This window comes from Methylobacterium fujisawaense, from assembly GCF_039619325.1.
Classification (GTDB): domain Bacteria; phylum Pseudomonadota; class Alphaproteobacteria; order Rhizobiales; family Beijerinckiaceae; genus Methylobacterium; species Methylobacterium fujisawaense.
Map to the genome: position 1 here is coordinate 3,810,481 of NZ_CP155000.1, position 24,054 is coordinate 3,834,534.

Sequence of the window (24,054 nt, forward strand, 5' to 3'; positions counted from 1 at the left end):
GGCCCCGCATGCGCCACCTCCGGCTGATCGCGACGCTCGCGCTCGCGGCCGCCACCGGGACCGGTGGCGCGTCCGCCTCCGCCGACCCGGTCTGGGTCGTCAGCCAGCAGGGGGCCGAGCTGGCGCGGATCGAGGCCGGGACCGTGGCCGGGCGGATCCCGCTCGGGCCCGCGCCGGTGGCGGCGGCCACCGACCGGGCCGGCCGCCTCTATCTCACCCACCCGGACGGGCGCGCCGTGACCGTCGTCGAGCCCGGCAAGCCGCCCCGCCGCCTGCCCGTCCCCGGCCAGGCCTTCGGCCTCGCGGCGAGCCCCGACGGCGCGCACCTGTTCGTCGGCGACTGGTCGGGCGACCGCGTGCTGCGGATCTCCGCGGCGACCGGCGCCGTCGAGGGCACCGCGGCGGTGGGGCACGAACCGGCCCATCTCGTCCTCGACCGGCGCGGGCGGCTCTACGTCGCCGACCGCGAGAGCCGTCAGGTCAGCGTGATCGACACGGGGACGATGACCCGCGTGGCCGTCGTCCCGACCGGCGAGGCGCCCTTCGCCCTGGCGCTCGCGCCGGACGAGGCCAGCCTCTACGTCGCCAACGTGCGCAGCGGCGACCTCACGGTGATCGACACGGCGACGTTGCGGGCCCGTGCCACGGTTCCGGCCGGCCGGATGCCCTACGGCGTCGCGGTCATCGGCGACTGCAGCCGGATCCTGGTCACCAACCAGCATGCCGCCGCCGTGACGGTGATCGATGCGGCCCGGCTCGAGATCGTCGCCACCGTGGCGGTGGGGCCCTATCCCGAGGGCATCGCGGTGGTCGGTCCGCTTGCCTACGTGGCGAACTGGTTCTCGGACGATGTCTCGGTGATCGATCTCGCCACGTTGCGCGAGACGGCGCGCATCAAGGTGGCGGAGGGCCCGCGCACGGTCCTGGCGCCGGGGGAGCCCGGGCGATGAGACGGGCCTGCCGCATCCGGATCGCGTCCGGCCTGGTCCTGCTGGCGCTCGGCGCCTGCAACCGGGACTCGGACGAGCGCGGCGACGCCGCGGGCGCGGTGGTCGCCACCACCGCCGAGGGCACCCTGCCGGCCTGGCTCGCGCCGACCGATGGGACCGACCCGGCCCGCTGGCTCGCGGGCCGGGAGGCCGGCAAGGCCCTGCCGGCCGACGAGCCCCGCGTGCGCGCGATGGCGGCGGCGCTGGCCCGGGCCCGCGACGGCTTCATCGAGGATCCGCGCATGATCGCCAACCGCACCGTCCAGCTCGGCCAGATGCTGGCCGAGGCCGGCATCGGCGAGGGCTACGGCGCGATCCTCGACGGGCTCGGCGGGATCGCGGCCGAACGCGGGCGCCGCAAGAGCCTCTACGGCGAGATGTGCCAGCACTACTACAACGCGCGGATGCAGGGGGCCGACCATGCGGCCGCGCTGGCGCGCCTCGCCGCCCCGCATCCGGTCCTCGAGGGCACGCCGTGAGCGCCGCCCGGGCCTCGGCCGATTGGCCGGCGGGGGGGGACGGTGCGGCCATCCTCGACGCGGTGCTGATCGTCGACGACCACCCGGTGGTGCGGCGCGGCTTCCGCCACCTCGCGGAGGATGCCGGCGTCCGGGCGGTCCACGAGGCCGCCGACGTGGTGTCGGGATACCGCACGTTCCACCGCCACCGTCCCGGGCTGGTGGTGACCGACCTCGGCTTCCGCGACCAGGGCCTCTCCGGCCTGTCGCTGATCCGCCGGGTGCGGGCCCTGGAGCCGGCGACCCGGATCCTCGCCTTCAGCATGCACGACGACCCGGTGATCGTCGCCCGCGCCATCGAGGGCGGGGCGCATGGCTTCGTCCTGAAGGACACGGCGGTGACGCGCTTCCACGAGGCGCTGGCGGCCGTCTCTGCCGGGCACAGCTACCTGCCGCACGAGGTCGCGACCAAGATCGCCATGCTGAATGCCGGCCTGCTGGACTCGCCCCTCGCGCGCCTGACCGCGCGGGAGGTTCAGGTCCTGTCGCTGCTGGGGGCGGGCAAGTCCAACGAGGCGATCGCCGACAGCCTGTCGATGAGCCACCGAAGCGTGTCGGCCATCGTCTCGGGCATGAAGCAGAAGCTCGGCGCCGGCAGCCTCGCCGACCTCCTCCGCATCGCCCTGTCGCGGGACGGGCGGCCGGTGTGAGGCGGGCAGCCGACAGCGCGGCCGACAGCGCCGCCGACAGCGGGCCGGGGCTACCGCGGCACGATCAGGCCGGGAATGATCGATCCCTGCGGCCCGAACGTCGCCTCGGCCTTCCGGCAATTCGCCGCCACGTCCTTCTGGTAGGCCGCGATGTACCGGGTCGCGATCAGGTGCAGGTCGCCGGTCTCCAGGCTGGCGGCATCGACGCCCAGGGCCTCGACGGTCTGCTTGAGGCGCGCGGGATCGCTCCGCAGGCCGGGGCATTCGAGGTTCACGAATCCGGCGAGCCCGGCGAGCTTCGCCGCCTGGTTGCGCCGCGGGTCGCCGGCCGATGGGTCCTGGGTCTGGGTCTGGGTCTGGGTCTGCGCCTGGGCCGTCAGCAGGCTCAGAAGGAGGCCGGCCGAGACCAGACCGGACAGACGGACCACGCGCATGGCTTCTCTCATCCTGTTCGAAGAGCAGCGCGTCCGTCGACCGTCACCGCTGCGCAGAGTCACGCAGGGTTATGCCGCAGGATCGGGGATTTACAATGCAGACCAAGCTTATAATCGTCTTAATTGCTCTGACCTGCGGGACCTTGCCGGCGGATGCCGCCCGCCTGACCATGGACGACAAGGCCTCGCTGTGGCCGCGGGCGAGCATGACCGACAAGATCGATTTTTCCAGCCGGATGGGCCGGGCCTTCCACACGCTGTCGCCCAAACTCGACGAAGCGTATTTCATGCGGTGTCTGGAAGAGACCGCCAATATCGGTGACACGAAGGAACTCAGGCTCGAAGAGATGGTGCGGGCCTGCATCTCCCTCGTCCGGGACGAAGGCGAGTGAGCGTCCGGCCGCGCTGGTCTGCGGTGCCGCCGACATCCCGGGGGCCGCGAAGGTCAGGATCCGGCCGTGATCCCTGACCACCTCCAGCCCGGGGCCGCCTGTGGTCCGCGTATCGGAAGGCTCCGCGGGCGGCCCGGCAAGGGCCGATGCGGCGCGCCGGACGCCCGCGGAGCCGTGCTCCATCCGCCTCCGGGATTACACGCAGCAATTGAAATCAGGTCTTCCGGAAAGAATCCGGAAAGCTCCCCGTTGCTAAAGTCTCGCCTGGTGGGAGCGTGCACCGTCCAGCAGTACGTTCGCGCAGGCGGACGAGTGGGATCCCCGGAACATGAACAGTGGGATGGGCGCGCTGCGGGAGAAGGCGAAGCTTCTGGACACCGTCCTCGACACGATGGACCAGGGGCTCATGATGATCGACGCCGCCGGCGTCGTTCAGATCTGCAATGCCCGCGCCCTCACGCTGCTCGACCTGCCGCCGGCGCTGATGCGGACCCGCCCGACCTTCGAGGCCGTCCGGCAATATCAGATCGCGCAGGGGGAGTTCGGCGCGGCGTGCGAGACCCTGCGGCGCTGGGTGGCCGCGCGCGGGCTGGAGCGCCACGCCCACACCTACGAGCGCGAGCGCCCGAACGGCACCGTGCTGGAGATCCGCACCGTGCCGCTGCCCGATGGCGGGGCGGTGCGGACCTTCACGGACATCACCGCGCGCAAGCGGGCCGAGGAGACGCTGCAGGTCAGCGAGACGCGCCTCGCCCTCGCGCAGGACGCGGGCAGTGACGGGCTCTGGGATTGCGATCTCACGACCGGGGAGGCGTGGTCCTCGGATCGCTGGTGGGGTGTGCTGGGCTACGAACCCGGCGAGCTGGCGAGCCACGCCCAGACGTGGCGGGCCCTGCTCCACCCGGAGGATGCGGGCGCGGCCGACCGGGCCCTGATCGAGCATCTGAGCGGGCGGGCGCCGACCTTCGCGTGCGAGCACCGCATGCGGCGCAAGGACGGCACTTGGGCCTGGATGATGACCCGCGGCAAGGTCGTGGCCCGCGCCGCGGATGGCCGTGCCCTGCGCTTCATCGGCACGCAGATCGACATCAGCGCCCGCAAGGCGGCCGAGGGGCAGGTGGCCCACATGGCGCGCCACGACGGCCTCACCGACCTGCCCAACCGCGCGCTGTTCTACGAGCGGCTGGAGATCCGGCTCGCCGACCTGCATCTCCACGGCGGCGCCTGCGCGGTGCTGTGCCTCGACCTCGACCGCTTCAAGGCCGTCAACGACAGCCTCGGCCACGCGGCCGGGGATTTCCTGCTCCGGGCGGTGGCCCATCGCATCCGCGCGGTACTGCGGACCGAGGACATGGTGGCGCGCCTCGGCGGCGACGAGTTCGCCGTGCTGGTGGCCGATGCGGGCGATCCCGCCCACGCCGAGACCCTGGCGGCGCGCCTCATCGCGGCGGTGCAGGCGCCGATCCGCTTCGGCAAGCAGCGGCTGAAGGTGGGCCTGAGCGTCGGCATCGCGCAGGCGCCCGGCCACGGTCCCGATAGCGAGACGCTGTTCCGGCGCGCCGATCTCGCTCTCTGCCGGGCGAAGGCGGAGGGCGGGAACACCCATCGGGTGTTCGAGCCCACGATGGACGAGGCCGAGGCGGCCCGGCGCGACCTGGAACGGGATCTGCGCCAGGCGATCGAGGGCGACGAACTCATCCTGCACTACCAGCCGCAGGTGAGCACCGCCACCGGCCGGCTCCTCGGGTTCGAGGCGCTGGTGCGCTGGGAGCATCCGACCCGCGGGCTGGTGCCGCCGAATGCCTTCATCCCGCTGGCGGAGGAGAGCGACCTGATCCTGCTGCTGGGGGAGTGGGTGCTGCGCGCCGCCTCCCGGGAGGCGGCGCGGTGGTCCCGTCCGCTGAAGGTGGCGGTGAACCTGTCCCCGCGCCAGTTCCAGCAGGCGGATCTGCCCGAGCGCATCCTGGCCATCCTCACCGAGACGGGCCTGGCGCCGACGCGGCTCGAACTCGAGATCACCGAGACCCTGATCATCAACGACATGGCGCGGGCGCTCGGCATCCTGCGTCGGCTGAAGGCCTTCGGCATCTCCATCGCGATGGATGATTTCGGGACGGGCTACTCGTCGCTGGCGACGCTGCAGGCGTTCCCCTTCGACAAGATCAAGATCGACCGGTCGTTCGTGGGCCATGTCGAGGTCAGCGCGCAGGCCGCTGTGATCGTGCGCGCGGTCCTGGGGCTCGGCCGCAGCCTGGGGATGAGCGTCGTGGCCGAGGGCGTCGAGACGGATGCGCAGATGCGCTTCCTGGCCGCGGAGGCGTGCGACGAGGCCCAGGGCTATCTGATCAGCAAGCCGCAGCCGATCGAGCATTTCGCCGAGCAGATCGGTGCGTGCGAAGGCTTCGTGGCACCGGGCCGCCCGGACGCGGCCGTCGCCTGAGGCACGCTGCGGATCGACGACGGCCCGGAGCCCGGACGGTCGATGCGGGGCCGGATCGGGCCGCCCGATCGGCCGGCGTCCCACGGCGGCGATAGCCGCCCTGCGGCCTCGACGCGTTCCGGGGTCCGCCGGGACCGCGGGCGCCGCGCCGGCCTCTGTGGCGCGGCCGCGACACCCGACGACGACCGCCTGTGGATGACGTGACCTGCCCCCGATCCGTCAAGGTTCGCAGGCCAGCATGACCGCGCACCGCCGATCCGGCTCACCCAGCGCCCTCATCGCATGTTCGCCCAGCCCCACGCCCTCATCCTCCGTCATCGCGAGCGCGTCGCCGTGCTCATCTCCTCCGCGCTGTTCCTGGCGGGCGCCCTGCCGCTCTTCTGGGCGATCGGCTGATCCCCCGGCTCCGACCGACGGAGAATCGGCTGCGGACCTGGGGGGCGCAGGCTGTCGATGCCCCGCGCCGCACGCGCGGCGGGCGGTCCGATACGGATTCCGCGTGAAGCGCTCGGACGACGCCGGCGTCCAGGTTTCACGCGCGCAGCGAAGCCATCCGGGGTGGGCCACCCGCTCCGAGGTCGCCCGGCCCTGGTTCACAGCGCTCCGCGGTTGAGGCCGTGGAAAGTCCGTCCTGTCGCAGACGCGACGGCCTCCGAACGCCGAAGGGGCCGCGTCCTTTCGGACACGGCCCCTTGCGAGTTCGGCTTGGCGCGGCGGTCGGGATCCGACCGCCGCGGCGCGGTCTTAGTAGGAGCCGAACTTGTAGTTCAGGCCGGCGCGGACGACGGCGAACTCGTCGGAGCGGCGGCCGATGCCGCTGTAGACGACGGGGAAGTTGTTGGCGGCGTTGATGACGAACGCGCCCTGGTTGCGGGTGTTGCGGTCGAGGTTGACGTACAGGCCTTCGACCTTGAGCGTCACGGCCGAGGAGCGGAAGAAGTTCAGGAAGGAGTCGGTGGGGAGCGCGTACTCGACGCCGCCGCCGACGGCCCAGCCGGTGCGGAAGCTGTCGTTGCCGGCGTAGCCGCCGAAGGAGCGGTCGGCGCTGCCGGAGCCGTAGGCGAAGCCGCCGGTGCCGTACACGAGGGTGCGGTCGAAGGCGTAGCCGAGGCGGCCGCGGACGGTGCCGAAGAAGTCGAGGCTGGAGAGGCCGCGCGGGTCGGTGACGTAGTAGCCGGGGGCCAGCGCGCCGGCGACGAAGGCGTTGTTCCGGTTACGGCCGAAGTCGAGGTACTGGGCGTCCGCCTCGATACCGAACACGACGCCGGAGCCGGGGGTCAGCTGCCAGTTGTAGCCGATCTGGCCACCGCCGGAGAAGCCGTCCTGGCTGCGGTTGCGGAAGGAGGCGACGGTGCCGGGGGCGGCGTAGGGGAACGGCACGGCGAAGGTGTTGCCGGTGTTGCGGTCGCTGGCGTCGAAGGCGTAGCCGGCGTTGATACCGAAGTAGGCGCCGGTCCAGGTGAAGACCGGGACGGGGGTGAAGATCGGCGGCGGGGCGGCGCGGCGCGGCAGGTCGGCGGCCGAGGCGGCAGCGGTCAGGGCGGTGAAGGCAGCCAGCGAGGCCAGGAGCTTGGTCATCAGGTAAGGTCCAAATTTCGATCTGGACGTATGGCTACCGATCATCGACGAAAATGGCTGTAGTTTTACGGACACACCGCCCGTCGATGGCGGGCAATGCCATAGTAAATCATCCCTCAAGATTCGCCGAGGTGCCGAAATACATCGCTCATACCGCGAGCGCGCGCGAGAACAATGTGAAGGCGTTTTGGTTGCATCGCACCGTGCCTACGCCCGCACCTGTGGCTGTCGAGCCACAGGTGCCCCTGCGCGACCGACCGGCCTCGTGGGGGGAGGGCGCCGCCTGGGCCGGGCCTGACACTCGAGATCGATCCCGCGGGATTCCGGACCGGGCCGCCGAGCCAGTCGCCGGCAATCGCGCGCCGCGCGGATGATCGGGTTTCGGCACCCTCGCCGCTGTCCGGCAGCCGATCGACGGTAAATCCTATGGGCCGCCCAAAGTTATCACTCCCGTTACCAGCGGGAAAATAGACGGGATCGACAGTCATTGTCTCGAGTGACCCATCGATAGGAACCCGGCTGCCATGCATGTGAGAGTTCGCCTCGACGGCGCGAACCCGCGCCGCTGGCACGTCGCGCTGCTGACGCGACTCTCGGGCCTGCCCGGCATCGAAGCCGTCAGTGTCGAGGCCGCACCCGGCCCGGACGGTTGGCCGGTCCAGGCCGACCTCCTGTTCCGGCTCGAATCCCTGATCTTCCGGGTGGCCCCGAACGGGTCGGCGCCTGTGCCGCCGGCGGACTTGGCCGCCTGGACCGATCCCGCGGCCCCGGACCTCTTGCTCGACCTGTGTGGCGATGCGGTCGCCCGCTGCCCGGTCTGGCGGGTGGCTTACGATGGCGGCTTCGGCGAGATCGGCCTGCTCGGGAGCCTGCTCGCCGGCCGCGTGCCGCGCCTCGACCTGCTGGAAGGCGACACCGTCCTGGTCTCGGGACGCCTCGGATCGGACTACCGGGGCTCCATCGCGCTGTCGTTCGAGGACGCGCTGGTGCGCACGACCACGCTGGTCGCCGCCGCGCTGCGGGACCGATTGGCGGGCCGCGCCGCGGCTGAGACCCCGGCCCCGGCGGCCGCCGGGCCCGCGCGCCCGGCGCGGATCCGGGCGTCCCGACCGGCGCGGCTGCTGGCCCGCAGTCTCGTCGGCCGCCTGTACAGGCTGTGCTATCACGCGCCGCACTGGCGCACCGGATGGCGGGTTCTGCGCGGGCCGGATCTCATCGACCTGGGGCGCCATCCCGAAGGGGGATGGCAGATCCTGCCCGACGACGGCCGTCGCTTCTACGCCGACCCGTTCCCGCTCGCCGCCGATGGGACGACCCACGTCTTCGTCGAGGAATTCCCGCACGCGACCGGCAAGGCGATCATCTCGGCCGTCCGCTTCGGGCCGGACGGTCCCGTAGGGGCGCCCATCCCCGTGCTGGAGGAGCCGTATCACCTCTCCTACCCGTTCGTGTTCGCGCGGGCGGGCGCCGTCTGGATGGTGCCGGAGAGTTCCGCGGCGGGCACGGTCGACCTCTACCGGGCGACGCGCTACCCCGGCGGCTGGGTGAAGGAAGCGACGCTCCTCTCCGGCGTGGTCGCGAGCGACGCGACGCTCCTCGAACAGGATGGCCGCTGGTGGCTCTTCGCCACCGTGCGCGACGCCCCCCCCGGCGCCCCGGCGGGATCGGGGTGCCACCACGACGCGCTGTATCTCTGGTCGGCCCCCGACTTCCGGGGACCGTATGTGCCGCATCCGGCCAATCCCGTTCTGGTCGACCCCTCGTTCGCGCGGCCCGCGGGCCGGATCGTCGCGCGCGGCGGGCGCCTGATCCGTCCGGTTCAGGATTGCGCCCACGGTTACGGCCGCGCCCTGTCGCTGGCGCGGATCGACCGGCTGGACCAAGACGGGTTCGCCCAGACCGTCCTCGGCCGGATCGAGCCCGGGCCGGCTTGGCCCGGCAGCTGTCTCCACACGCTCAACGCCGGCGGCGGCATCGAGTGCATCGACGGATCCGGCCGGGCTTCGCGCCTCAGGGCGCGGCTCGGCGCCTAGAGCCGCACCCGGCCCCGGGCGAACCGGCACGGCGTCGGATGCCCGTTCTCACAAGCCCTCCGGCGCCGAACCGGCATCCGCCCTGCGCCCCGGGGCCTCGATCCGGGGCCTCGATCCGATGCGTGTCGCGGCGGAGGCCCGGCCCCCAGGAACCAGCCGGCGCTTTCCGTGTTCGCTCACGAACCCGGAGACACGTCACCCCCATGATCATGATCCTCATCTGCTTTCTCGCGCCATGGCTCGCCATGTTCCTGCGCGGAAAGGTGCTTCAGGGTATCCTCTGCATCATCCTCCACCTGACGATCATCGGATGGATCCCGGCGACGATCTGGGCCCTGGTCGTGACCCGGAGGGAGGCGGCCTGACGGACAGCGCCGGGCCGGTCGCGGACCGGCCCGGCTTACGCCCGAAGATCGACGGAGGCCGCACCGTCGCGGAAGGATCGATCCGAGCGATCCCACCGAGGGACGTGACCGACCTGATGCTCCGACTCGGCTCCAGCGGCCGGCCCGAGCCTCGGGAGATCGGCCGAGGCGGCCGGCGGCGTGCCGACTCCGGCGGTCTCGAACCGGCGATCCGCTTCGCACGGTAAAGGAATGTCGGGCCCAATCCCGCACGTTGGCGGGATTCCGGTTCGCCTCACCGTCGATCGGGAGCGGTGCACTGCGCCCGGCCGTCACGCGCCTGCCGGATCCCGCTAGGCCGGCCGGCGACTGGAAGTGGGCTGCCGTCGCGGCTTGCGCGGCGGTGCCGCGATCTACCCGGTCCCCGAACGCGACGACGGCGGGGCAAGAACCCCGCCGCCCGCGAAGACCGTTGCCACGGCAGCCTCGCGGGCTGCCAGTCCTCGTCGCTCAGAAACCCATCAGGACGCCGGCCGAGCCGGTCACCGTCATCGCGAGGCCGCCCAGGAAAGCGCCGATCATCGCGTAGGAAAAGCCCTTCAGAACCATGTCGTGCACTCCTTTCATCACGCGGCGGGCCTTCAAAGGCCCGGGAAAACCAACTGCAACGATGATGCCGGATCGGCCGGGCGCGTGCGGTGCGATGCGTCACGTTGCATTGCGGAACCGTTCGGCGCAGGTTCAGCGACACGGCTGAGCCTGCCCCGGCGCGGACCGGGATGCGGCGGTCGGCCGTCCTGCCGGTCCGTCCTATGCGAAATGCGCGGGGAGGCTCAGAGCCTGCGCGTAGGTGACCAGCGCGATCGCGCCCGCGATCAGGGTGGCGGCGATCGTGATGCGGTTCGTCCAGGTCATCGTCATCTCCATCAGATGTGCGGCGGCGTTCGCGGTGTGATCCTGATGTAAGCTCAAGCATTCAGGTCCGGCGTGTCCTGAAACACCCGCGGTGGAGGGCGCCCCCGCACATCGTCTGCGCGGCGATGGCCGGCGGAGCCCGCACCGCGCTGCACGCCGGCGCGGTGCGGGCTCGGTCCGTCCTTCTGGCGCCGGCCCCTCCACAGAACCGGCATCCGCTTCGGCGGAGGGCGCCCTAGGCACCCTGCTGCGGACCGGAGGCACCGTCCCGCGCCGCACCGCGGAGGGCGGCCGGTCGCGCCCGGCAGCGTTCCAGATAGGCCTCGAAGGCCTCGCTGGCCGGGAAGGCGGCGCGGCCGAAGCCCAGCGCGCTGGCGATGAGGATGTCGGCGCCGGAAAACCTCTCACCCATCGCGTAGGGGCCGCGCGCCAGGGCGGTTTCGAGGCGGCGAACCACCGCCTCGTGGGCGCGCCGCTTCTGCGGCGATCCCGGGAGCTCGCCCGCCATGCCGGCGAACAGGGCAGGCTCGAACTCTGCCACGTACCAAGCCAGCCAGGTCAGGTATGCGCCGCGATCGGGGTCGCCGATCGCCGGCGCCAGCCCCGCTTCGGGGAAGTGCTCCGCCAGATGGAGCACGATGGCCAGGGACTCCGCGACCAGCACGCCGTTGTGCAGGAGGGCCGGGACGCGTTTGTCGGGATGCGGGTTGGCGGCATCCGGCACGCCCTCCCCCGTCATCGGCCAGAAGATCGAGACCGGCTCGATGGCGTAGGGAACGCCCAGCTCCTCCAGCAGCCAGATCATGCGTGAGGATCGCGATTGCGGGGCGTGATACAGGGTGATCATGGCGCGGTTCCTTCGTCACGGCGGGCGGGATGGCCGCGACGGGAGGCTTGTAGGACCACCCTGCTGACAGCATCCTGTCAGCAGGAGTCGAGTGATGCGCCGCGCCGACAGGCTGTTTCAGATCATCCAGATCCTGCGGCGTGCGCCGCGCCCGGTGACCGCCGCCGAGATCGCCCGGGAGCTGGAGGTGTCCGCCCGCACGGTCTATCGGGACGTGGCCGATCTCGTCGGCCAGCGCGTGCCGATCCTGGGCGAGGCCGGGCTCGGCTACGTGCTGGGCGAGACCTTCGACATGCCGCCGCTGATGCTGACACCCGACGAGATCGAGGCGGCGGTCCTCGGCGCGCAATGGGTTGCGGGCCGGGGCGAGCCGGTCCTCGCCAAGGCGGCGCGCGATCTCATCGCCAAGATCACCGCCGTCGTGCCCGAGCGCCTGCATCCGTTCATCGCCGATCCCTCGATCGGTACGCCGCCGGCTTTCACGCAGACCGCGGACGGGATCGATGTCGCGCGGACCCGGGCCTGGATCCGCGAGGGCCGCAAGATCCGCATCGACTACCGCGATGCGCGCGGCGATCCGAGCCGGCGCGTGATCTGGCCGGTGATCGTCGGGTTCTTCGATCAGGCACGGATGCTGGCCGGCTGGTGCGAGCTGCGCGGGGAATTCCGGCACTTCCGCACCGACCGGATCACGGACCCCGACTTCCTGGAGGAGCGGCACGGCCTCCGGCCCGCCGTCCTGCGCGCCCGGTGGAAGCGGAGCCTGTCGGGCCGGCCGGTGGGTCCGCACGCGCCGACGCAGGTCGTGACGTGAAGGCTTCGGGATCCCGGCTTGCGGCCACCCGCCGTCGAGGGCGGGCGCCCCCTGGCATTCCGAACGCCATCCGGGTCGCGCCGCGATCGCCCCCGTCGCCCACCCGGATGCGAGCCGCCGGGCGGCCCCGACCGGCCGGCTGTCACGCGCTGGCCGAACTGCGCCCGCGCCGCCCGGGGGCGGCGCGAAGGATCATCCTTGGGACGCCGCCGCGCTCCTCAGATCGCCCAGTCGGCCGCCAGTGCCGCGGCGGCGTATCGGGCGCGCGCCGCCGCATCTCTCTGAAGCCCGGCCCGCTCGCACCACGCGGCGAAGATCTCCGGCTCGATCGGCACGCGCACGACCTCTACGCCGCTGCGCTGCACCTCGCGTTCCATCTGTTCGGTGGCGACGCGCCACGTCTCATAGTCGGGCGGCAGCTTGGCGCCATCCGCCAAGCGCGCGCGCAACTCCGCGTAGCGCTCCGGAGCGTACCAGGGCAGGCCGACGCGGCGGGGGCGGTCCATGGGAGGCTCTTCGAACGGTCACGCTGAACGGCCATCAACGGTCCAGAGCGCTCTTCGGTTCGAACCAGGATGGCCGGAGCGGCGGTGATCGTGCCGCAGCGGCCGAACGCCCGATGGCCGAGCCGGCGGCTCGCCGCTACGCGGCCCTCATGGATATCGTCCCGTTCGCCCTCATGGCCTCCGCCCTCACGTTTTCCGGCTTCGTCGTGCTGCTCGGATGGCGGTGAGTTCCGCGGCGCCGAGGTCGCGTCGGCGCCGTGAACGCGGAGGAGGACGCTGCGGCACCGTGAAACCCGCTCCGTCATCCCCGCAGCGGGCAAGTTGCTGGCGACCCCGGTAGGGCTCGAACCTACGACCTGCCGCTTAGAAGGCGGCTGCTCTATCCAGCTGAGCTACGGAGTCTGGAGGCCAGGCGGCCCCAGAAGCCACGGGCTCGCCCGGGGGTCAAGCGCGAGACGAAGACGTCCGCCGCCCCCGGGTTCACATCGGCGGTGACGATGCGGACGTCTGGATCGTGCCGCGGATCCGGATTGGGGTTGCGCGACGCTGCGGATCCGGACAGGCCGGGGCGCGGTTCATGCCGGGGCACCGCGCCCCCGTCCGGAGACCGAGGTTGCCCGCGCCGAGTCCCACAGCTTCGCCCCCTGGACCCGCCCGGCGCCGGTGGAACGCCGCGGGTCGGGGCAGCCTGAACCGGCCCGGCTCGGACCTGCGGCGCCTGCCGACGGGCCTCGACCTCCGGAACGTCCGGCTCGTGGAGGGCGTGCGCGCCGCCTTCGCGTTCGGCGTCGTCATCCTCCTCAACATCTGGATCCAGTGGGCGCCGCTGCTGACGATGGCGCTCGCCGCCAACCTCGCCTGCTTCTGCGACAACGGCGGCCCGATGCGCGCCCGCCTGCGGGTCCTCACCGCCTTCTCGGTCCTGGGCGGCCTGCTCTGGGCCGGACTCGGCTTGATCCAGCCCCTCGGCCTGCCGGTGGTCGTCCCGGTCGCCTGCGCGCTGATCTTCGCCTGCTCGTACGCCCGCGTCTGGAGCGTTCAGGCCCAGTCGGCCGGCAACGTGCTCGTGGTGGTGCTGTGCATCGCCCTCGACCGGCCCCTGACCCCGGAGCAGGCGGCCGTCACCGCGCTGATGTTCGCGGCCGGCGGTCTCTGGGCGACATTCCTGGCCCTGGTGATCTGGCGGCTGCACCCGTACCGGCCGGCCCACCGGGCGGTGGCGGAGGTCTGGCACAACCTCGCCCGGCTCTGCGGCGACCTCGAGCGGCTCGTCGTCCTGCCGGAACCCGACACGGCCGCCTTCGACGGCCACGCGCGGGGCCACCGGCGGGGCGTGCGGGCGAGCATCGAGACCGCCCGGACCATGATCCTCGATCTCGCCCGCTCCCGCGAGCGCGTCTCGGACCGCACCGCCCAGGCCCTGCTGCGCCTGGAGAGCGCCGAGCAGATCTTTTCCGCGCTGATCGCCGTCGGCGAGCTGATCGACAGCCGTCCCGATGCCCGCCGCCGGGCCCTCGCCAAGGTTTTTCTGCGGCGCCTGCGCCCCCTGCTGGTGACCATCGCCCGGGCGATCCGCGACGACGTCAACCTCGACCTCGACCGTCTGGAACACTCCATCGCCCGCGTGGCCGAGGGGCTGTCGGAGGATCCGACCCTCGCCCGCCTCGCCGAACGGATCGTCGGGCGCGTGCGGATCGGCGCCAAGCTGTCGACCCCGGAGGGCTATCGCCCCGGCGGCACGCTCACGGAGGGCGGCAGCCTCGACCGCTGGACCCGCTATGTCGGGCCGCTGCGGCAGAACTTCACCCTGGCCTCGCCCAATCTCCGGCACGCCCTGCGGGCGAGCGCGGTCGCGGCCCCGGCGCTCGCCGCCACCCTGACCTATGCGGGCGCCTTCACGCACTGGCTGGTGATGACCGTAGTGCTCACCATGCAGCCCTTCTACGCGGCGACGTGGCAGCGGGCGCTGGAGCGGATCGGCGGCACGGTGCTGGGCGGCCTCGTGGGCGCCGTGCTCGCCTACTACGCCACGAGCCCCCTGGCGGAGGCCGGGCTGATCCTCGTGCTCAGCATCGTCGGCTTCGCGGCGCGCCAGATTTCCTACGGCTTCTTCGTCACCTGCCTGACCCCCCTCGTGGTGCTGCTGGTCGAGCTGCTGGAGCCCGGCCACAGCTCCTGGGAGATCGTCGCCATGCGGGGCGGCTTCACGGTGCTGGGCGGCGTGATCGCGGTGGCGAGCTGCCTGGTGCTGTGGCCGATCTGGGAGCCCGATCAGGTCCGGCAGGAACTGCGCCGGGCGCTCAAGGCCCAGGCCGGTCTCGCCGAGGCGGTGCTCCGCGCGCCGCCCGGCGAGGGCCGCGAGACCGCGATCGCGGCGCAGAGCCGCGAGGCCGGCCTCGCCCTCAACGATCTGGAGGCGGCGCTCTCCCGCGCCCTGCAGCAGCCCCGGGCCGGCAGCCACCCGGAGGTAGAATCCGCCCTGGTGGCCGACGCGACCCTGCGCCGGATCAGCGCCCGGCTCATCGTCCTGCGGCACGCCCCGGAGGCGGCGGCCCCCGAGGCGGAGCCGTGGCGGGTCTGGATCACCGCGACCCTGGCGGCCCTGGGCGCGGACAGGCCCGTGCCCGAGCGGCCGGCGCTGGATCGCGGGCAATCGCTCGTGCGTCTCGTCAGCCAGGTCGATCTTCTGGTGGGAACCCTGCGCCCTGGAGAGATCCGGGCTGGGACGGCGGCCGTCGGCGCGGTGCCGGGTCCGGCAAACGGCCCCACCAGCCAGCCCGTCCCTCACGCCTGAGGGTCCGCCGGTCCGGTGCCCCGATCACCGCCGGTGATCGGGGCCCGCGGAGCCCGCGGGCCCGTTCGCCCGTCAGAACCGCGGCAGGGCGTTGGCCGGGCCGCCGGCATGCGGACCGCTGTAGCGGTAGGCGGCCGCCCGCGCGGGACCGGCGGCGTCCCCATGCAGGACGGCGCCGTTGCCGACCCAGCCCGAATAGGCCGAGGCCGGGTAGGGCGAGTGCTTCGAATCCAGGCCCTGCGCGAGGGCGGGCGTGGCGACCGCGGCGACCAGGGCGGCGGCAGCGAGCATGCGGACGGTCATGATGATCTCCTGGTGTCTTCGTACGACTTCAGCGGGAAGTCATCCGGTCAACCGTGTCGCGTGAGGAAGATCGTCGGGTCGGCGGTCTTGATCACTCGGGCTTTGCTTGGCCGAATGTGACCTCTCAACGGGGATACTCTGCTTCGGGTTCGGCCGAGGCCGTGCGCTGGCGCACGACGGAGACGGCCCGGGCCCGGAGGCCGGCCCATCGCTCCGGTCTGGCCGGACCCGGCCCGGGGGTGCGTCCCGCGCGGAAGCGTGCCACAGACCGCGCCGAACGGAGTCCCGTGGAACCCTCTGACATGAAGTTGATCGTCGGCCTCGGAAACCCGGGCGCACGCTATGCGGGCAACCGGCACAATATCGGCTTCCTCGCCGTCGACGCGATCGCCCGCCAGCACCGGGCGAGCCCGTTCCGCCACCGCTTCCAGGGCGAGGCCGCCGAGGCGGTGCTGGGCCCGGAGCGGGCGATCCTCCTGAAGCCCTCGACCTTCATGAACGAGTCCGGCCGCGCCGTCTCGGAGGCGCAGCGCTTCTACAAGATTCCGCTCTCCGACGTGATCGTGCTGCACGACGAGCTCGACCTCGCCCCCGCCAAGCTCCGGGTGAAGCTCGGCGGCGGCAATGCCGGCCATAACGGCCTGCGCTCGATCACCGCCCAATGCGGGAACGACTATCGCCGGGTGCGGCTCGGCATCGGCCATCCCGGCGACAAGGCGCTGGTGCATGCCTACGTGCTCAACGATTTCGGCAAGGCCGAGCTGCCCTGGGTGGACGATCTCTGCCGGGCCGTGGCCGACCACGCCGCCCTGCTCGCCGCCGGCGAGGATGCGAGCTTCCAGAACAAGGTCCACCTCGCCATGGCCGGCCGCGGCTGGGACGAGGTGAAGACGCTGGGCGCCCGAAATTGACACGCCCCCGCGGGGACGGGATATCGGGGCGGGCGAGAGGGTCCGATGAAGGCCGTGCGCCACAAGCCCGGCTGTCGGCGGTTCGATTGCCTCCCGGTGGCTGAGGCCCGGCTCGCCGGTGCCGCGCGTGCTCGACCGAGGACAGGGCGCACGGTGCCGTGTTCGCGGGCCTGACTCTCCGCAACCCTTTTTCGCGCGTCGCCCGACGACGTGCTGCGACGGAACTGACCCATGGGCTTCAAATGCGGCATCGTCGGCCTGCCGAACGTCGGCAAGTCGACCCTCTTCAACGCGCTGACGCAGACGGCGGCCGCCCAGGCGGCGAACTACCCGTTCTGCACCATCGAGCCGAATGTCGGCGAGGTGGCGGTGCCCGATCCGCGGCTCGATGACCTCGCCCGCATCGCCTCGTCGAAGGAGAAGATCCCGACGCGCCTGACCTTCGTGGACATCGCCGGCCTCGTGCGCGGCGCCTCCAAGGGCGAGGGCCTGGGCAACCAGTTCCTGGCCAATATCCGCGAGGTCGACGCCATCGCCCACGTGGTCCGCTGCTTCACGGACGGCGACGTCACCCACGTGGAGGGCAAGGTCGATCCGGCCGCCGACATCGAGACGATCGAGACCGAGCTGATGCTTGCCGACCTCGACAGCCTGGAGCGCCGCGCCGTCGCCCTGGAGAAGAAGGCCAAGGGGGCCGACAAGGAGGCCAAGGAGAGCCTCGACCTCGTCAACCGGGCGCTGCCGCTCCTGCGCGAGGGCAAGCCGGCGCGGCTGGTGGAGCGCAAGCCCGACGAGGAGAAGCTGTTCCAATCCCTCGGCCTGATGACCGCCAAGCCCGTCCTCTACGTCTGCAACGTCGATGAGCCCGACGCCGACAAGGGCAACGCCTATTCGGACGCGGTCTTCGCCCGCGCCAAGGCGGAGGGCGCCGTGGCGGTGGTGGTCTCGGCCAAGATCGAGAGCGAGATCGCCGTGATGCCCGAGGCCGACCAAGCGGAGTTCCTGGAGGCGGTGGGGCTCGCCGAGCCCGGCCTCAACCGGGTGATCCGCGCCGGCTACGACCTGCTCGGCCTCGTCACCTACTTCACGGTCGGCCCCAAGGAGGCCCGCGCCTGGACGATCACCAAGGGCACCCGCGCCCCCGGGGCGGCCGGGGTGATCCACTCGGATTTCGAGAAGGGCTTCATCCGGGCCGAGACCATCGCGTTCAAGGACTACACGGCGCTCAACGGCGAATCCGGGGCCCGGGACGCCGGCAAGCTGCGGCTGGAGGGCAAGGAGTACGTGGTGCAGGACGGCGACGTGCTGCACTTCCGCTTCGCCAACTGAGGCTCGGGTTGCGCTCAGCCCTGGGCGGCGCTGCGTCTTTGCGAGCGGGGCGAAGCGATCCAGGGCAGCGCGACATCGGTGAGCATGGCGCTCCTGGATTGCTTCGCCCCGCTCGCAAAGACGGCGATCCCGATCGCCCGCCCCACCGATCAACCAGACGAGCCCGCCATGCCCGATCCCGCCCTCGAGGATTTCGCCGTCGGCGACGTGATCGTCGGCGCGCCGCTCACCGTCACCCGCGACGCCATCGTGGGCTTCGCGCAGGCCTTCGACTTCCAGCCCTTCCACCTCGACGAGGCGGCGGCGGAAGGGACCTTCGCGGGCCGGCTGATCGGCTCGGGCTGGCACACGGCGGCTTTGGGCATGCGGCTGCTCCAGCAGGGACCGTTCAAGGGCGGTTCGTCGCTCGGCGCGCCGGGGATCGACGAGCTGCGCTGGCTCGCGCCGGTCCTGCCGGGGGACGCGCTGACGCTGACCTTCCGGGTGGTGGGGCTGCGCGATTCGGCCTCCAAGCCCGGGCTCGGTTTCGTGACCGCCGAGGTCGCCCTCGGCAACCCGCGCGGCGAGACGGTGCTGACCCAGCGCTTCACCTTCATGCTGGCCCGCCGCGGCACCGATCCCCTGCCCCCGCGGCCGGTGGAGATCGGCGTGCCGGGACCGGTCGCCGAGCCGGAGGATGCCGAGATCCTGCCGTTCCTGCGGGATGCCGAGATCGGCGCCGTGCGGGAGCTGGGCGCCTATCCGTTCACCGCCGAGGCGATCATCGCGTTCGCCGAGGCCTACGATCCGCAGGCCTTCCACCTCGACCACGCGGCGGCCAAGCGCAGCCATTTCGGCGGCCTCTGCGCCTCCGGCTGGCACACGGCCGCCGCCTACATGAACCGGATGCTCACGACCCGCGCCCGCGACGCCGCCTACACGGCCACCCGCGGCCCGGTCCCGGAGGCGGGCCCCTCCCCCGGGTTCAAGAACCTGCGCTGGCTGAAGCCCGTCTACGCGGGCGACACGGTCCGGTTCAGCGCCAAGCTCACCGACAAGCGCGCCTCGGCCTCGCGGCCCGGCTGGGGCCTGGCCTTCGGCCGCAACACCGGGGTGAACCAGCGCGGCGAGCCGGTCTTCGCCTTCGACAGCGCGGTCTTCCACCGCTGGGAGCCCTGAGCGCACCGGGCCCGCTCCCACGCGTTGACACCCCAGACACGGACGGGATCAGGCAGGCATGTATCAGAAGAAGCTCGGCAGCACGGGGCTGTTCGTCTCGGAACTCTGCCTCGGCACCATGACCTTCGGCGGCGGGGCCGGGATGTGGCGCCAGATCGGCGCCCTCGACCAGACGGAGGCCGGGCGCCTCGTCGGACGGGCGCTCGAGGCCGGGATCAACTTCATCGACACGGCCGACGTCTACGCGGAGGGGCTCTCGGAGCAGATCACCGGCCAGGCCCTGCGCGACCTCAAGGTCCCACGCGACAGCGTCGTCGTCGCCACCAAGGGCTACGGGCCGATGGGGCCGGGCGCGAACGCCAAGGGCGCCTCGCGCCTGCACCTGATCGACGCCTGCAAGGCGAGCCTCAAGCGGCTCCAGCTCGACCACATCGACCTCTATCAGGTCCACGGCTTCGACCCGGCGACGCCGATCGAGGAGCAGGTGCGCGCCCTCGACATCCTCGTCCAGCACGGCCACGTCCGCTACGTCGGCGTCTCGAACTGGGCGGCGTGGCAGATCGTGAAGGCGCTGGGGATCAGCGCGCGGGCCGGGCTCGCCCGCTTCGAGACCCTGCAGGCCTATTACTCCATCGCGGGTCGCGACCTGGAGCGGGAGATCGTCCCGATGCTGCGCTCGGAGGGGCTCGGCCTCCTGGTCTGGAGCCCGCTGGCCGGCGGCCTGCTCAGCGGCAAGTATGCCGGCGGCGCGGGGGAGGGCCGGCGCGCGAGCTTCGACTTCCCGCCGGTCGACCGCCCGCGGGCCGACGCCTGCATCGACGCCATGCGGCAGGTGGCGGAGGCCCGCGGCGTCTCGGTGGCCCAGGTGGCGCTGGCCTGGCTGCTGCACCGCAAGGCGGTGACCAGCGTGATCGTCGGTGCCAAGCGCCTCGACCAGCTGGAGGACAACATCGCGGCGACCGAACTCAGCCTCAGCGACGCGGAACTCGACGCCCTCGATGCGGTGAGCGCCCTGCCGCCGGAATATCCGGGCTGGATGTTCGAGCGCCAGGGCGCCCGGGCGCAGCAGCTCGCGGAATCGGGCCGGCCCGGGGTGCGGTGAGGCGGCTCACGCCGCCTTCCGGCGCTCCGGATAGAGCTCGTACAACCCCTCGGCGCTGGCCTCGCAGATTCCGCGCTCGGTGATGATGCCGGTCACCAGCCGGGCCGGGGTCACGTCGAAGGCGGGATTCGCCACGGGACTGCCGGGGGAGACCACCTCGATCGTGGCGAAGCCGCCATCGGCGAGCCGCCCGGTCATGTGGGTGACCTCGCGCCCGTCGCGCTCCTCGATCGGGATCTCCTTGACCCCGTCGTCGAGGGTCCAGTCGATGGTCGAGAACGGCAGGGCGGCGTAGAACGGCACGCCGTTGTCGTGGGCCGCCAGCGCCTTCAGGTAGGTGCCGATCTTGTTGCAGACGTCGCCGCTCGCCGTGGTCCGGTCCGAGCCGACGATGCACAGGTCGACGCCGCCGTGCTGCATGAGGTGGCCGCCGGCATTGTCGGCGATGACCGTGTGAGGCACGCCGTGGCCGTTCAGCTCGAAGGCCGTGAGCGCGGCACCCTGGCTGCGCGGCCGGGTCTCGTCGACCAGGACATGCACCGGCACGCCCCGCTCGTGGGCGGCGTAGATCGGCGCCAGCGCCGTGCCCCAATCCACCGTGGCGAGCCAGCCGGCATTGCAGTGGGTCAGCACGGTGACCGGTCTGTCGCCGCCCTTGGCCCTGTGCAGGTCGGCGATGACCTGGCTGCCATGGGCGCCGATGGCGCGGCAGCTCGCCACGTCCTCCTCGGCGATGCGGCCGGCCTCCGCGAAGGCGCGGGCGAAGCGCTCGTCCGGCGCAACCTGCCGCAGGTTGGTGGAGACCCGATCCAGCGCCCAGCGCAGGTTGATGGCGGTCGGACGTGTCGCCGCGAGCGTCGCCACCGCCCGGTCGATCCCATCGTGGGAGGCATCCGCCCGCATGGCCAGCGCCAGCCCGTAGGCGGCCGTGACGCCGATCAAGGGCGCGCCCCGCACGATCATCGTGCGGATCGCCACCGCGGCGTCCTCCAGCGTGGCGAGGCGCTTCAGCTCGAACGCGAAGGGCAGGCGGGTCTGGTCGATCACCTGGACGCTGACGCCGTCCGGGTCCGGGAAGATCGTGCGGTAGGGCTGGCCGTCGATATTCATGGCCGCTCCTGTGCCACAGCGGGGCGGCTTTTGCATCCTCCCGGGCGGGATCGCGACGGCCCGAGGAGGCCCGGCCGGGCGCCGGTGAGCCTTCCTCAACCTTAGCGGGTCGTTAAGGCGGTCATGCCTAGCCTCGGGCGTAAGTCCCCGTCTTGCGTCCGGTCCCGCATGCGCTCGCTTCGCCGTCCCGCATCGCCCTACGAGACTTTCGTCGACAGCGTTCGCCCCTTCCTGGGCAAGCGCCTGACGGAACTCGGCGGTTTCGTGCTCTTCACCGGCGCGGTCGCGCTGACCGTGGCCCTGGCCACGTGGTCGATCGACGACCCGAGCCTCAACCACGCCACCGACCACGCCGCCCACAACGTCCTCGGCCAGCCGGGCGCCGTCGTGGCCGATCTCGCCATGCAGATCCTGGGCCTGGGCTCCCTGGCCTTCGTGCTGCCGCCGGTCCTCTGGGGCATCCGGCTGATGCGCGAGCGCAACCTGCCCGAGGGCGGCCTGCGCATCGCGCTCTGGATCATCGGCTTCTGCGCCGCCAGTGCGGTGGCGAGCGCGCTCCCGCCGACGACCCGCTGGCCGCTGCCCACCGGCCTCGGCGGCGTGGCCGGCGACGGCCTGCTGTCGATGGCGCGGGTGATCGTCGGGGCGGTCTCGTCCGCGGCGGCCCATCTCGTCGGCTTCGGCTACGCGGCGGTGGCGATCCTCAGCCTGACCGGTGCCTGCCGCTTCGGCGCCGTCGAGGAGGAAAGCCTGCACGACGACCCCTATCCCGTCCGCCGCGCCCCGGCGCGCGGCCGGGAATCGGCCCGCGACGAGCGCGAGGATTCCGACGAGCCGAGCCTCGGCCTCGTGGGTGTCGGCGCCCTGGCGCAGGGGCTGATGGGCCTGCGCGTCGCCGCGGCGGACCGGATTGCGGCATGGCGCGCCGGCCGAGCCGAGCCGATCGACAGTGCCTCGCCGGCCCTCGCGGCCCGGCGCGCCTTCACGGATGCGGATCTGCCCTGGGCCGACCACCTGCCCGAGGGACGGGCGCCGGGGCCGGGTCGGCGCGAGCCGGTCTTCGAGGCGTCCGAGGACGGCCCCCCGGCCACGACCGCCCGCCGAATCGCGGCGCCGCAGGTCGATGCGGAGGACGAGCTGGAGGCGTTCGAGGCGCCGCAGAGCCCGGTCCCGCCGCGCTCCGAACCCACCGCCTCCCGGGTCGCTCCGCCCCCGGCGGCGCCGGTGCCGGCGCGCCGCGCGCCCGCGCCGCCCGTCCGCCCGGAGGATTACGCCCTGCCCGCCCTCGACCTGCTGGCCGCCCCCCGCGGCCCGTCCCAGGCGAGCCTGATCTCGGCGGACGCCCTGGAGCAGAACGCCACGCTCCTCGAGGCGACGCTGGGCGATTTCGGCGTGCGCGGCGACATCCTGGCGGTGCGGCCGGGCCCGGTCGTCACCCTCTACGAGCTGGAGCCGGCACCGGGCACCAAGTCCAGCCGCGTCATCGCGCTCGCCGACGACATCGCCCGGTCGATGTCGGCGGTCTCGGCCCGCGTCGCGGTGGTGCCCGGCCGGAACGCCATCGGCATCGAGCTGCCGAACGCCAAGCGCGAGACGGTGTATCTGCGCGAGCTCCTGGCCTCCACGGATTTCGCCGAGAGCAAGCACAAGCTGGCCCTGTGCCTGGGCAAGAACATCGGCGGCGAGCCGATCATCGCCGACCTCGCGCGCATGCCGCACCTGCTGGTGGCCGGCACCACCGGCTCGGGCAAGTCGGTGGCGATCAACACCATGATCCTCAGCCTGCTCTACCGGCTGAAGCCGGAGGAATGCCGGCTGATCATGGTCGACCCGAAGATGCTGGAGCTGTCGGTCTACGACGGCATCCCGCACCTGCTCTCCCCCGTGGTCACCGACCCCAAGAAGGCGGTGATCGCCCTCAAATGGGCCGTGCGCGAGATGGAGGAGCGCTACAAGAAGATGGCCAAGATCGCCGTCCGGAACATCGACGGCTACAACGCCCGGGTCGCCGAGGCGGCGGCGCGCGGCGAGGTGCTGACCCGGACCGTGCAGACCGGCTTCGACCGCCACACCGGCGAGGCGGTCTACGAGGACGAGGCGATGGACCTGGCGCCGCTGCCGTACATTGTGATCGTTGTCGACGAGATGGCCGACCTGATGATGGTGGCCGGCAAGGACATCGAGGGGGCGATCCAGCGTCTGGCGCAGATGGCGCGGGCGGCGGGCATCCACCTGATCATGGCGACGCAGCGGCCTTCGGTGGACGTGATCACCGGGACGATCAAGGCGAACTTCCCGACCCGGATCAGCTTCCAGGTGACGAGCAAGATCGACTCGCGCACGATCCTGGGCGAGATGGGCGCGGAGCAGCTTCTGGGCCAGGGCGACATGCTGTTCATGGCCGGCGGCGGGCGCACGACCCGGGTGCACGGGCCGTTCTGCTCGGACAGCGAGGTCGAGACGGTGGTCGCCCACCTCAAGCGCCAGGGCCGTCCCAGCTACCTCGACGCCGTCACGGCGGATGACGAGGAGGGCGCGCCCGAGAAGGGCGGCGAACGGGCCGGGAAGGGGAAGGCCGGCGCGGCGGAACTCGAACTCGACGGCGCCGTGTTCGACCAGGGCTCCTTCGGCGAGGCCGGCGGCGATCTCTACGATCAGGCCGTGCAGGTGGTGCTGCGCGACCAGAAGGCGTCGACCAGCTACATCCAGCGCCGCCTGCAGATCGGCTACAACCGCGCCGCCTCGCTCATGGAGCGGATGGAGATCGAGGGCATCGTCGGTCCGGCCAACCATGCCGGCAAGCGCGAGATCCTGGTGGAGGAGGCGGTCGGCTGAGCGTGCGGGCGTCGGTGCCGCCGGTTCCGGTCCGGCGCCCGTCCCAGTCCCC

20 protein-coding genes and 1 tRNA gene are annotated in these 24,054 nt (G+C 72.2%); 14 read left to right on the top strand and 7 right to left on the bottom strand.

Going from position 1 to position 24,054, the window contains the following annotated elements; translation table 11 throughout:
• Positions 1-8 precede the first annotated feature (8 nt).
• The 3 genes from ABC766_RS18030 to ABC766_RS18040 are packed head-to-tail and all read left to right on the top strand — an operon-like array spanning position 9 to position 2,157.
• A complete protein-coding gene (locus ABC766_RS18030; protein WP_345819164.1) occupies positions 9-950 on the top strand; it encodes a YncE family protein in 942 nt (313 codons plus the stop codon).
• Positions 947-1,468, top strand: coding sequence for a hypothetical protein (locus ABC766_RS18035; RefSeq protein ID WP_043386683.1), 522 nt, complete (start codon positions 947-949; stop codon positions 1,466-1,468). The genes ABC766_RS18030 and ABC766_RS18035 overlap by 4 nt, the downstream gene beginning before the upstream one ends.
• Positions 1,465-2,157 carry a response regulator transcription factor gene (locus ABC766_RS18040; protein WP_078947215.1) on the top strand — a complete coding sequence of 231 codons (693 nt, stop codon included), beginning with the start codon at positions 1,465-1,467 and terminating at the stop codon, positions 2,155-2,157. Before ABC766_RS18035 ends, ABC766_RS18040 begins: the two co-directional genes overlap by 4 nt.
• Before the next feature lie 50 nt (positions 2,158-2,207).
• Here the strand turns inward: ABC766_RS18040 and ABC766_RS18045 are convergent, their stop codons facing one another.
• Entirely contained in the window at positions 2,208-2,591 is a 384-nt protein-coding gene (locus ABC766_RS18045) for a hypothetical protein (protein WP_278306140.1), read from the bottom strand.
• A 95-nt stretch (positions 2,592-2,686) separates the two neighbouring features.
• Between ABC766_RS18045 and ABC766_RS18050 the strand changes: the two genes are divergently transcribed.
• Positions 2,687-2,983, top strand: coding sequence for a hypothetical protein (locus tag ABC766_RS18050; RefSeq protein ID WP_236952738.1), 297 nt, complete (start codon positions 2,687-2,689; stop codon positions 2,981-2,983).
• Positions 2,984-3,311: 328 nt separating this feature from the next.
• Entirely contained in the window at positions 3,312-5,423 is a 2,112-nt protein-coding gene (locus ABC766_RS18055; protein WP_345819165.1) for a putative bifunctional diguanylate cyclase/phosphodiesterase, read from the top strand.
• A gap of 744 nt (positions 5,424-6,167) precedes the next feature.
• On the opposite strand, the gene ABC766_RS18060 is transcribed toward ABC766_RS18055, so the two are convergent.
• On the bottom strand, positions 6,168-7,001 hold the full coding sequence (locus ABC766_RS18060; RefSeq protein WP_274926606.1) for an outer membrane protein: 834 nt from the start codon (positions 6,999-7,001) through the stop codon (positions 6,168-6,170).
• Positions 7,002-7,525: 524 nt separating this feature from the next.
• Here ABC766_RS18060 and ABC766_RS18065 point away from each other — a divergent pair.
• Both ABC766_RS18065 and ABC766_RS18070 read left to right on the top strand, forming a co-directional pair.
• Positions 7,526-9,034: a glucosamine inositolphosphorylceramide transferase family protein gene (locus ABC766_RS18065; protein WP_043357056.1), complete on the top strand. Its 1,509-nt coding sequence runs from the start codon at positions 7,526-7,528 to the stop codon at positions 9,032-9,034.
• Positions 9,035-9,237: 203 nt separating this feature from the next.
• Positions 9,238-9,399: a YqaE/Pmp3 family membrane protein gene (locus ABC766_RS18070; protein ID WP_085987713.1), complete on the top strand. Its 162-nt coding sequence runs from the start codon at positions 9,238-9,240 to the stop codon at positions 9,397-9,399.
• A 1,129-nt stretch (positions 9,400-10,528) separates the two neighbouring features.
• Here the strand turns inward: ABC766_RS18070 and ABC766_RS18075 are convergent.
• Positions 10,529-11,140 (bottom strand): glutathione S-transferase family protein, encoded by a 612-nt coding sequence (locus ABC766_RS18075; protein WP_345819166.1) that lies wholly within the window; start codon positions 11,138-11,140, stop codon positions 10,529-10,531.
• Positions 11,141-11,234: 94 nt separating this feature from the next.
• Here ABC766_RS18075 and ABC766_RS18080 point away from each other — a divergent pair, with 94 nt between their 5' ends.
• The gene (locus ABC766_RS18080) at positions 11,235-11,954 is read left to right on the top strand and encodes a helix-turn-helix transcriptional regulator (protein WP_043387833.1); all 720 of its coding nucleotides are present in this window, start codon (positions 11,235-11,237) and stop codon (positions 11,952-11,954) included.
• A gap of 218 nt (positions 11,955-12,172) precedes the next feature.
• On the opposite strand, the gene ABC766_RS18085 is transcribed toward ABC766_RS18080, so the two are convergent.
• Entirely contained in the window at positions 12,173-12,460 is a 288-nt protein-coding gene (locus ABC766_RS18085) for a hypothetical protein (RefSeq protein ID WP_043351475.1), read from the bottom strand.
• 325 nt (positions 12,461-12,785) lie between these two features.
• Positions 12,786-12,862: transfer RNA gene (locus tag ABC766_RS18090), tRNA-Arg, on the bottom strand.
• 175 nt (positions 12,863-13,037) lie between these two features.
• Between ABC766_RS18090 and ABC766_RS18095 the strand changes: the two genes are divergently transcribed.
• Positions 13,038-15,254 carry an FUSC family protein gene (locus ABC766_RS18095; RefSeq protein WP_427902246.1) on the top strand — a complete coding sequence of 739 codons (2,217 nt, stop codon included), beginning with the start codon at positions 13,038-13,040 and terminating at the stop codon, positions 15,252-15,254.
• Positions 15,255-15,326: 72 nt separating this feature from the next.
• Here ABC766_RS18095 and ABC766_RS18100 read toward each other — a convergent pair whose 3' ends face one another.
• Complete coding sequence (locus ABC766_RS18100; protein WP_345819168.1) at positions 15,327-15,557, bottom strand: hypothetical protein; 231 nt, start codon at positions 15,555-15,557, stop codon at positions 15,327-15,329.
• Between the two features lie 302 nt (positions 15,558-15,859).
• Between ABC766_RS18100 and pth the strand changes: the two genes are divergently transcribed.
• The 4 genes from pth (at position 15,860) to ABC766_RS18120 (ending at position 20,057) form a co-directional block, all read left to right on the top strand.
• Complete coding sequence (gene pth, locus ABC766_RS18105; protein WP_043387837.1) at positions 15,860-16,468, top strand: aminoacyl-tRNA hydrolase; 609 nt, start codon at positions 15,860-15,862, stop codon at positions 16,466-16,468.
• A 231-nt stretch (positions 16,469-16,699) separates the two neighbouring features.
• Positions 16,700-17,797, top strand: a complete 1,098-nt coding sequence (gene ychF / locus ABC766_RS18110; RefSeq protein WP_043355673.1) for a redox-regulated ATPase YchF — start codon at positions 16,700-16,702, stop codon at positions 17,795-17,797.
• 168 nt (positions 17,798-17,965) lie between these two features.
• Positions 17,966-18,955: a MaoC/PaaZ C-terminal domain-containing protein gene (locus ABC766_RS18115; protein WP_345819169.1), complete on the top strand. Its 990-nt coding sequence runs from the start codon at positions 17,966-17,968 to the stop codon at positions 18,953-18,955.
• Positions 18,956-19,013: 58 nt separating this feature from the next.
• Complete coding sequence (locus ABC766_RS18120) at positions 19,014-20,057, top strand: aldo/keto reductase (RefSeq protein ID WP_043759490.1); 1,044 nt, start codon at positions 19,014-19,016, stop codon at positions 20,055-20,057.
• 6 nt (positions 20,058-20,063) lie between these two features.
• Here the strand turns inward: ABC766_RS18120 and mtnA are convergent, their stop codons facing one another.
• Complete coding sequence (gene mtnA, locus ABC766_RS18125; protein WP_345819170.1) at positions 20,064-21,167, bottom strand: S-methyl-5-thioribose-1-phosphate isomerase; 1,104 nt, start codon at positions 21,165-21,167, stop codon at positions 20,064-20,066.
• Between the two features lie 168 nt (positions 21,168-21,335).
• Here mtnA and ABC766_RS18130 point away from each other — a divergent pair, with 168 nt between their 5' ends.
• Entirely contained in the window at positions 21,336-24,002 is a 2,667-nt protein-coding gene (locus ABC766_RS18130) for a DNA translocase FtsK (RefSeq protein WP_345819171.1), read from the top strand.
• Positions 24,003-24,054: the final 52 nt, after the last annotated feature.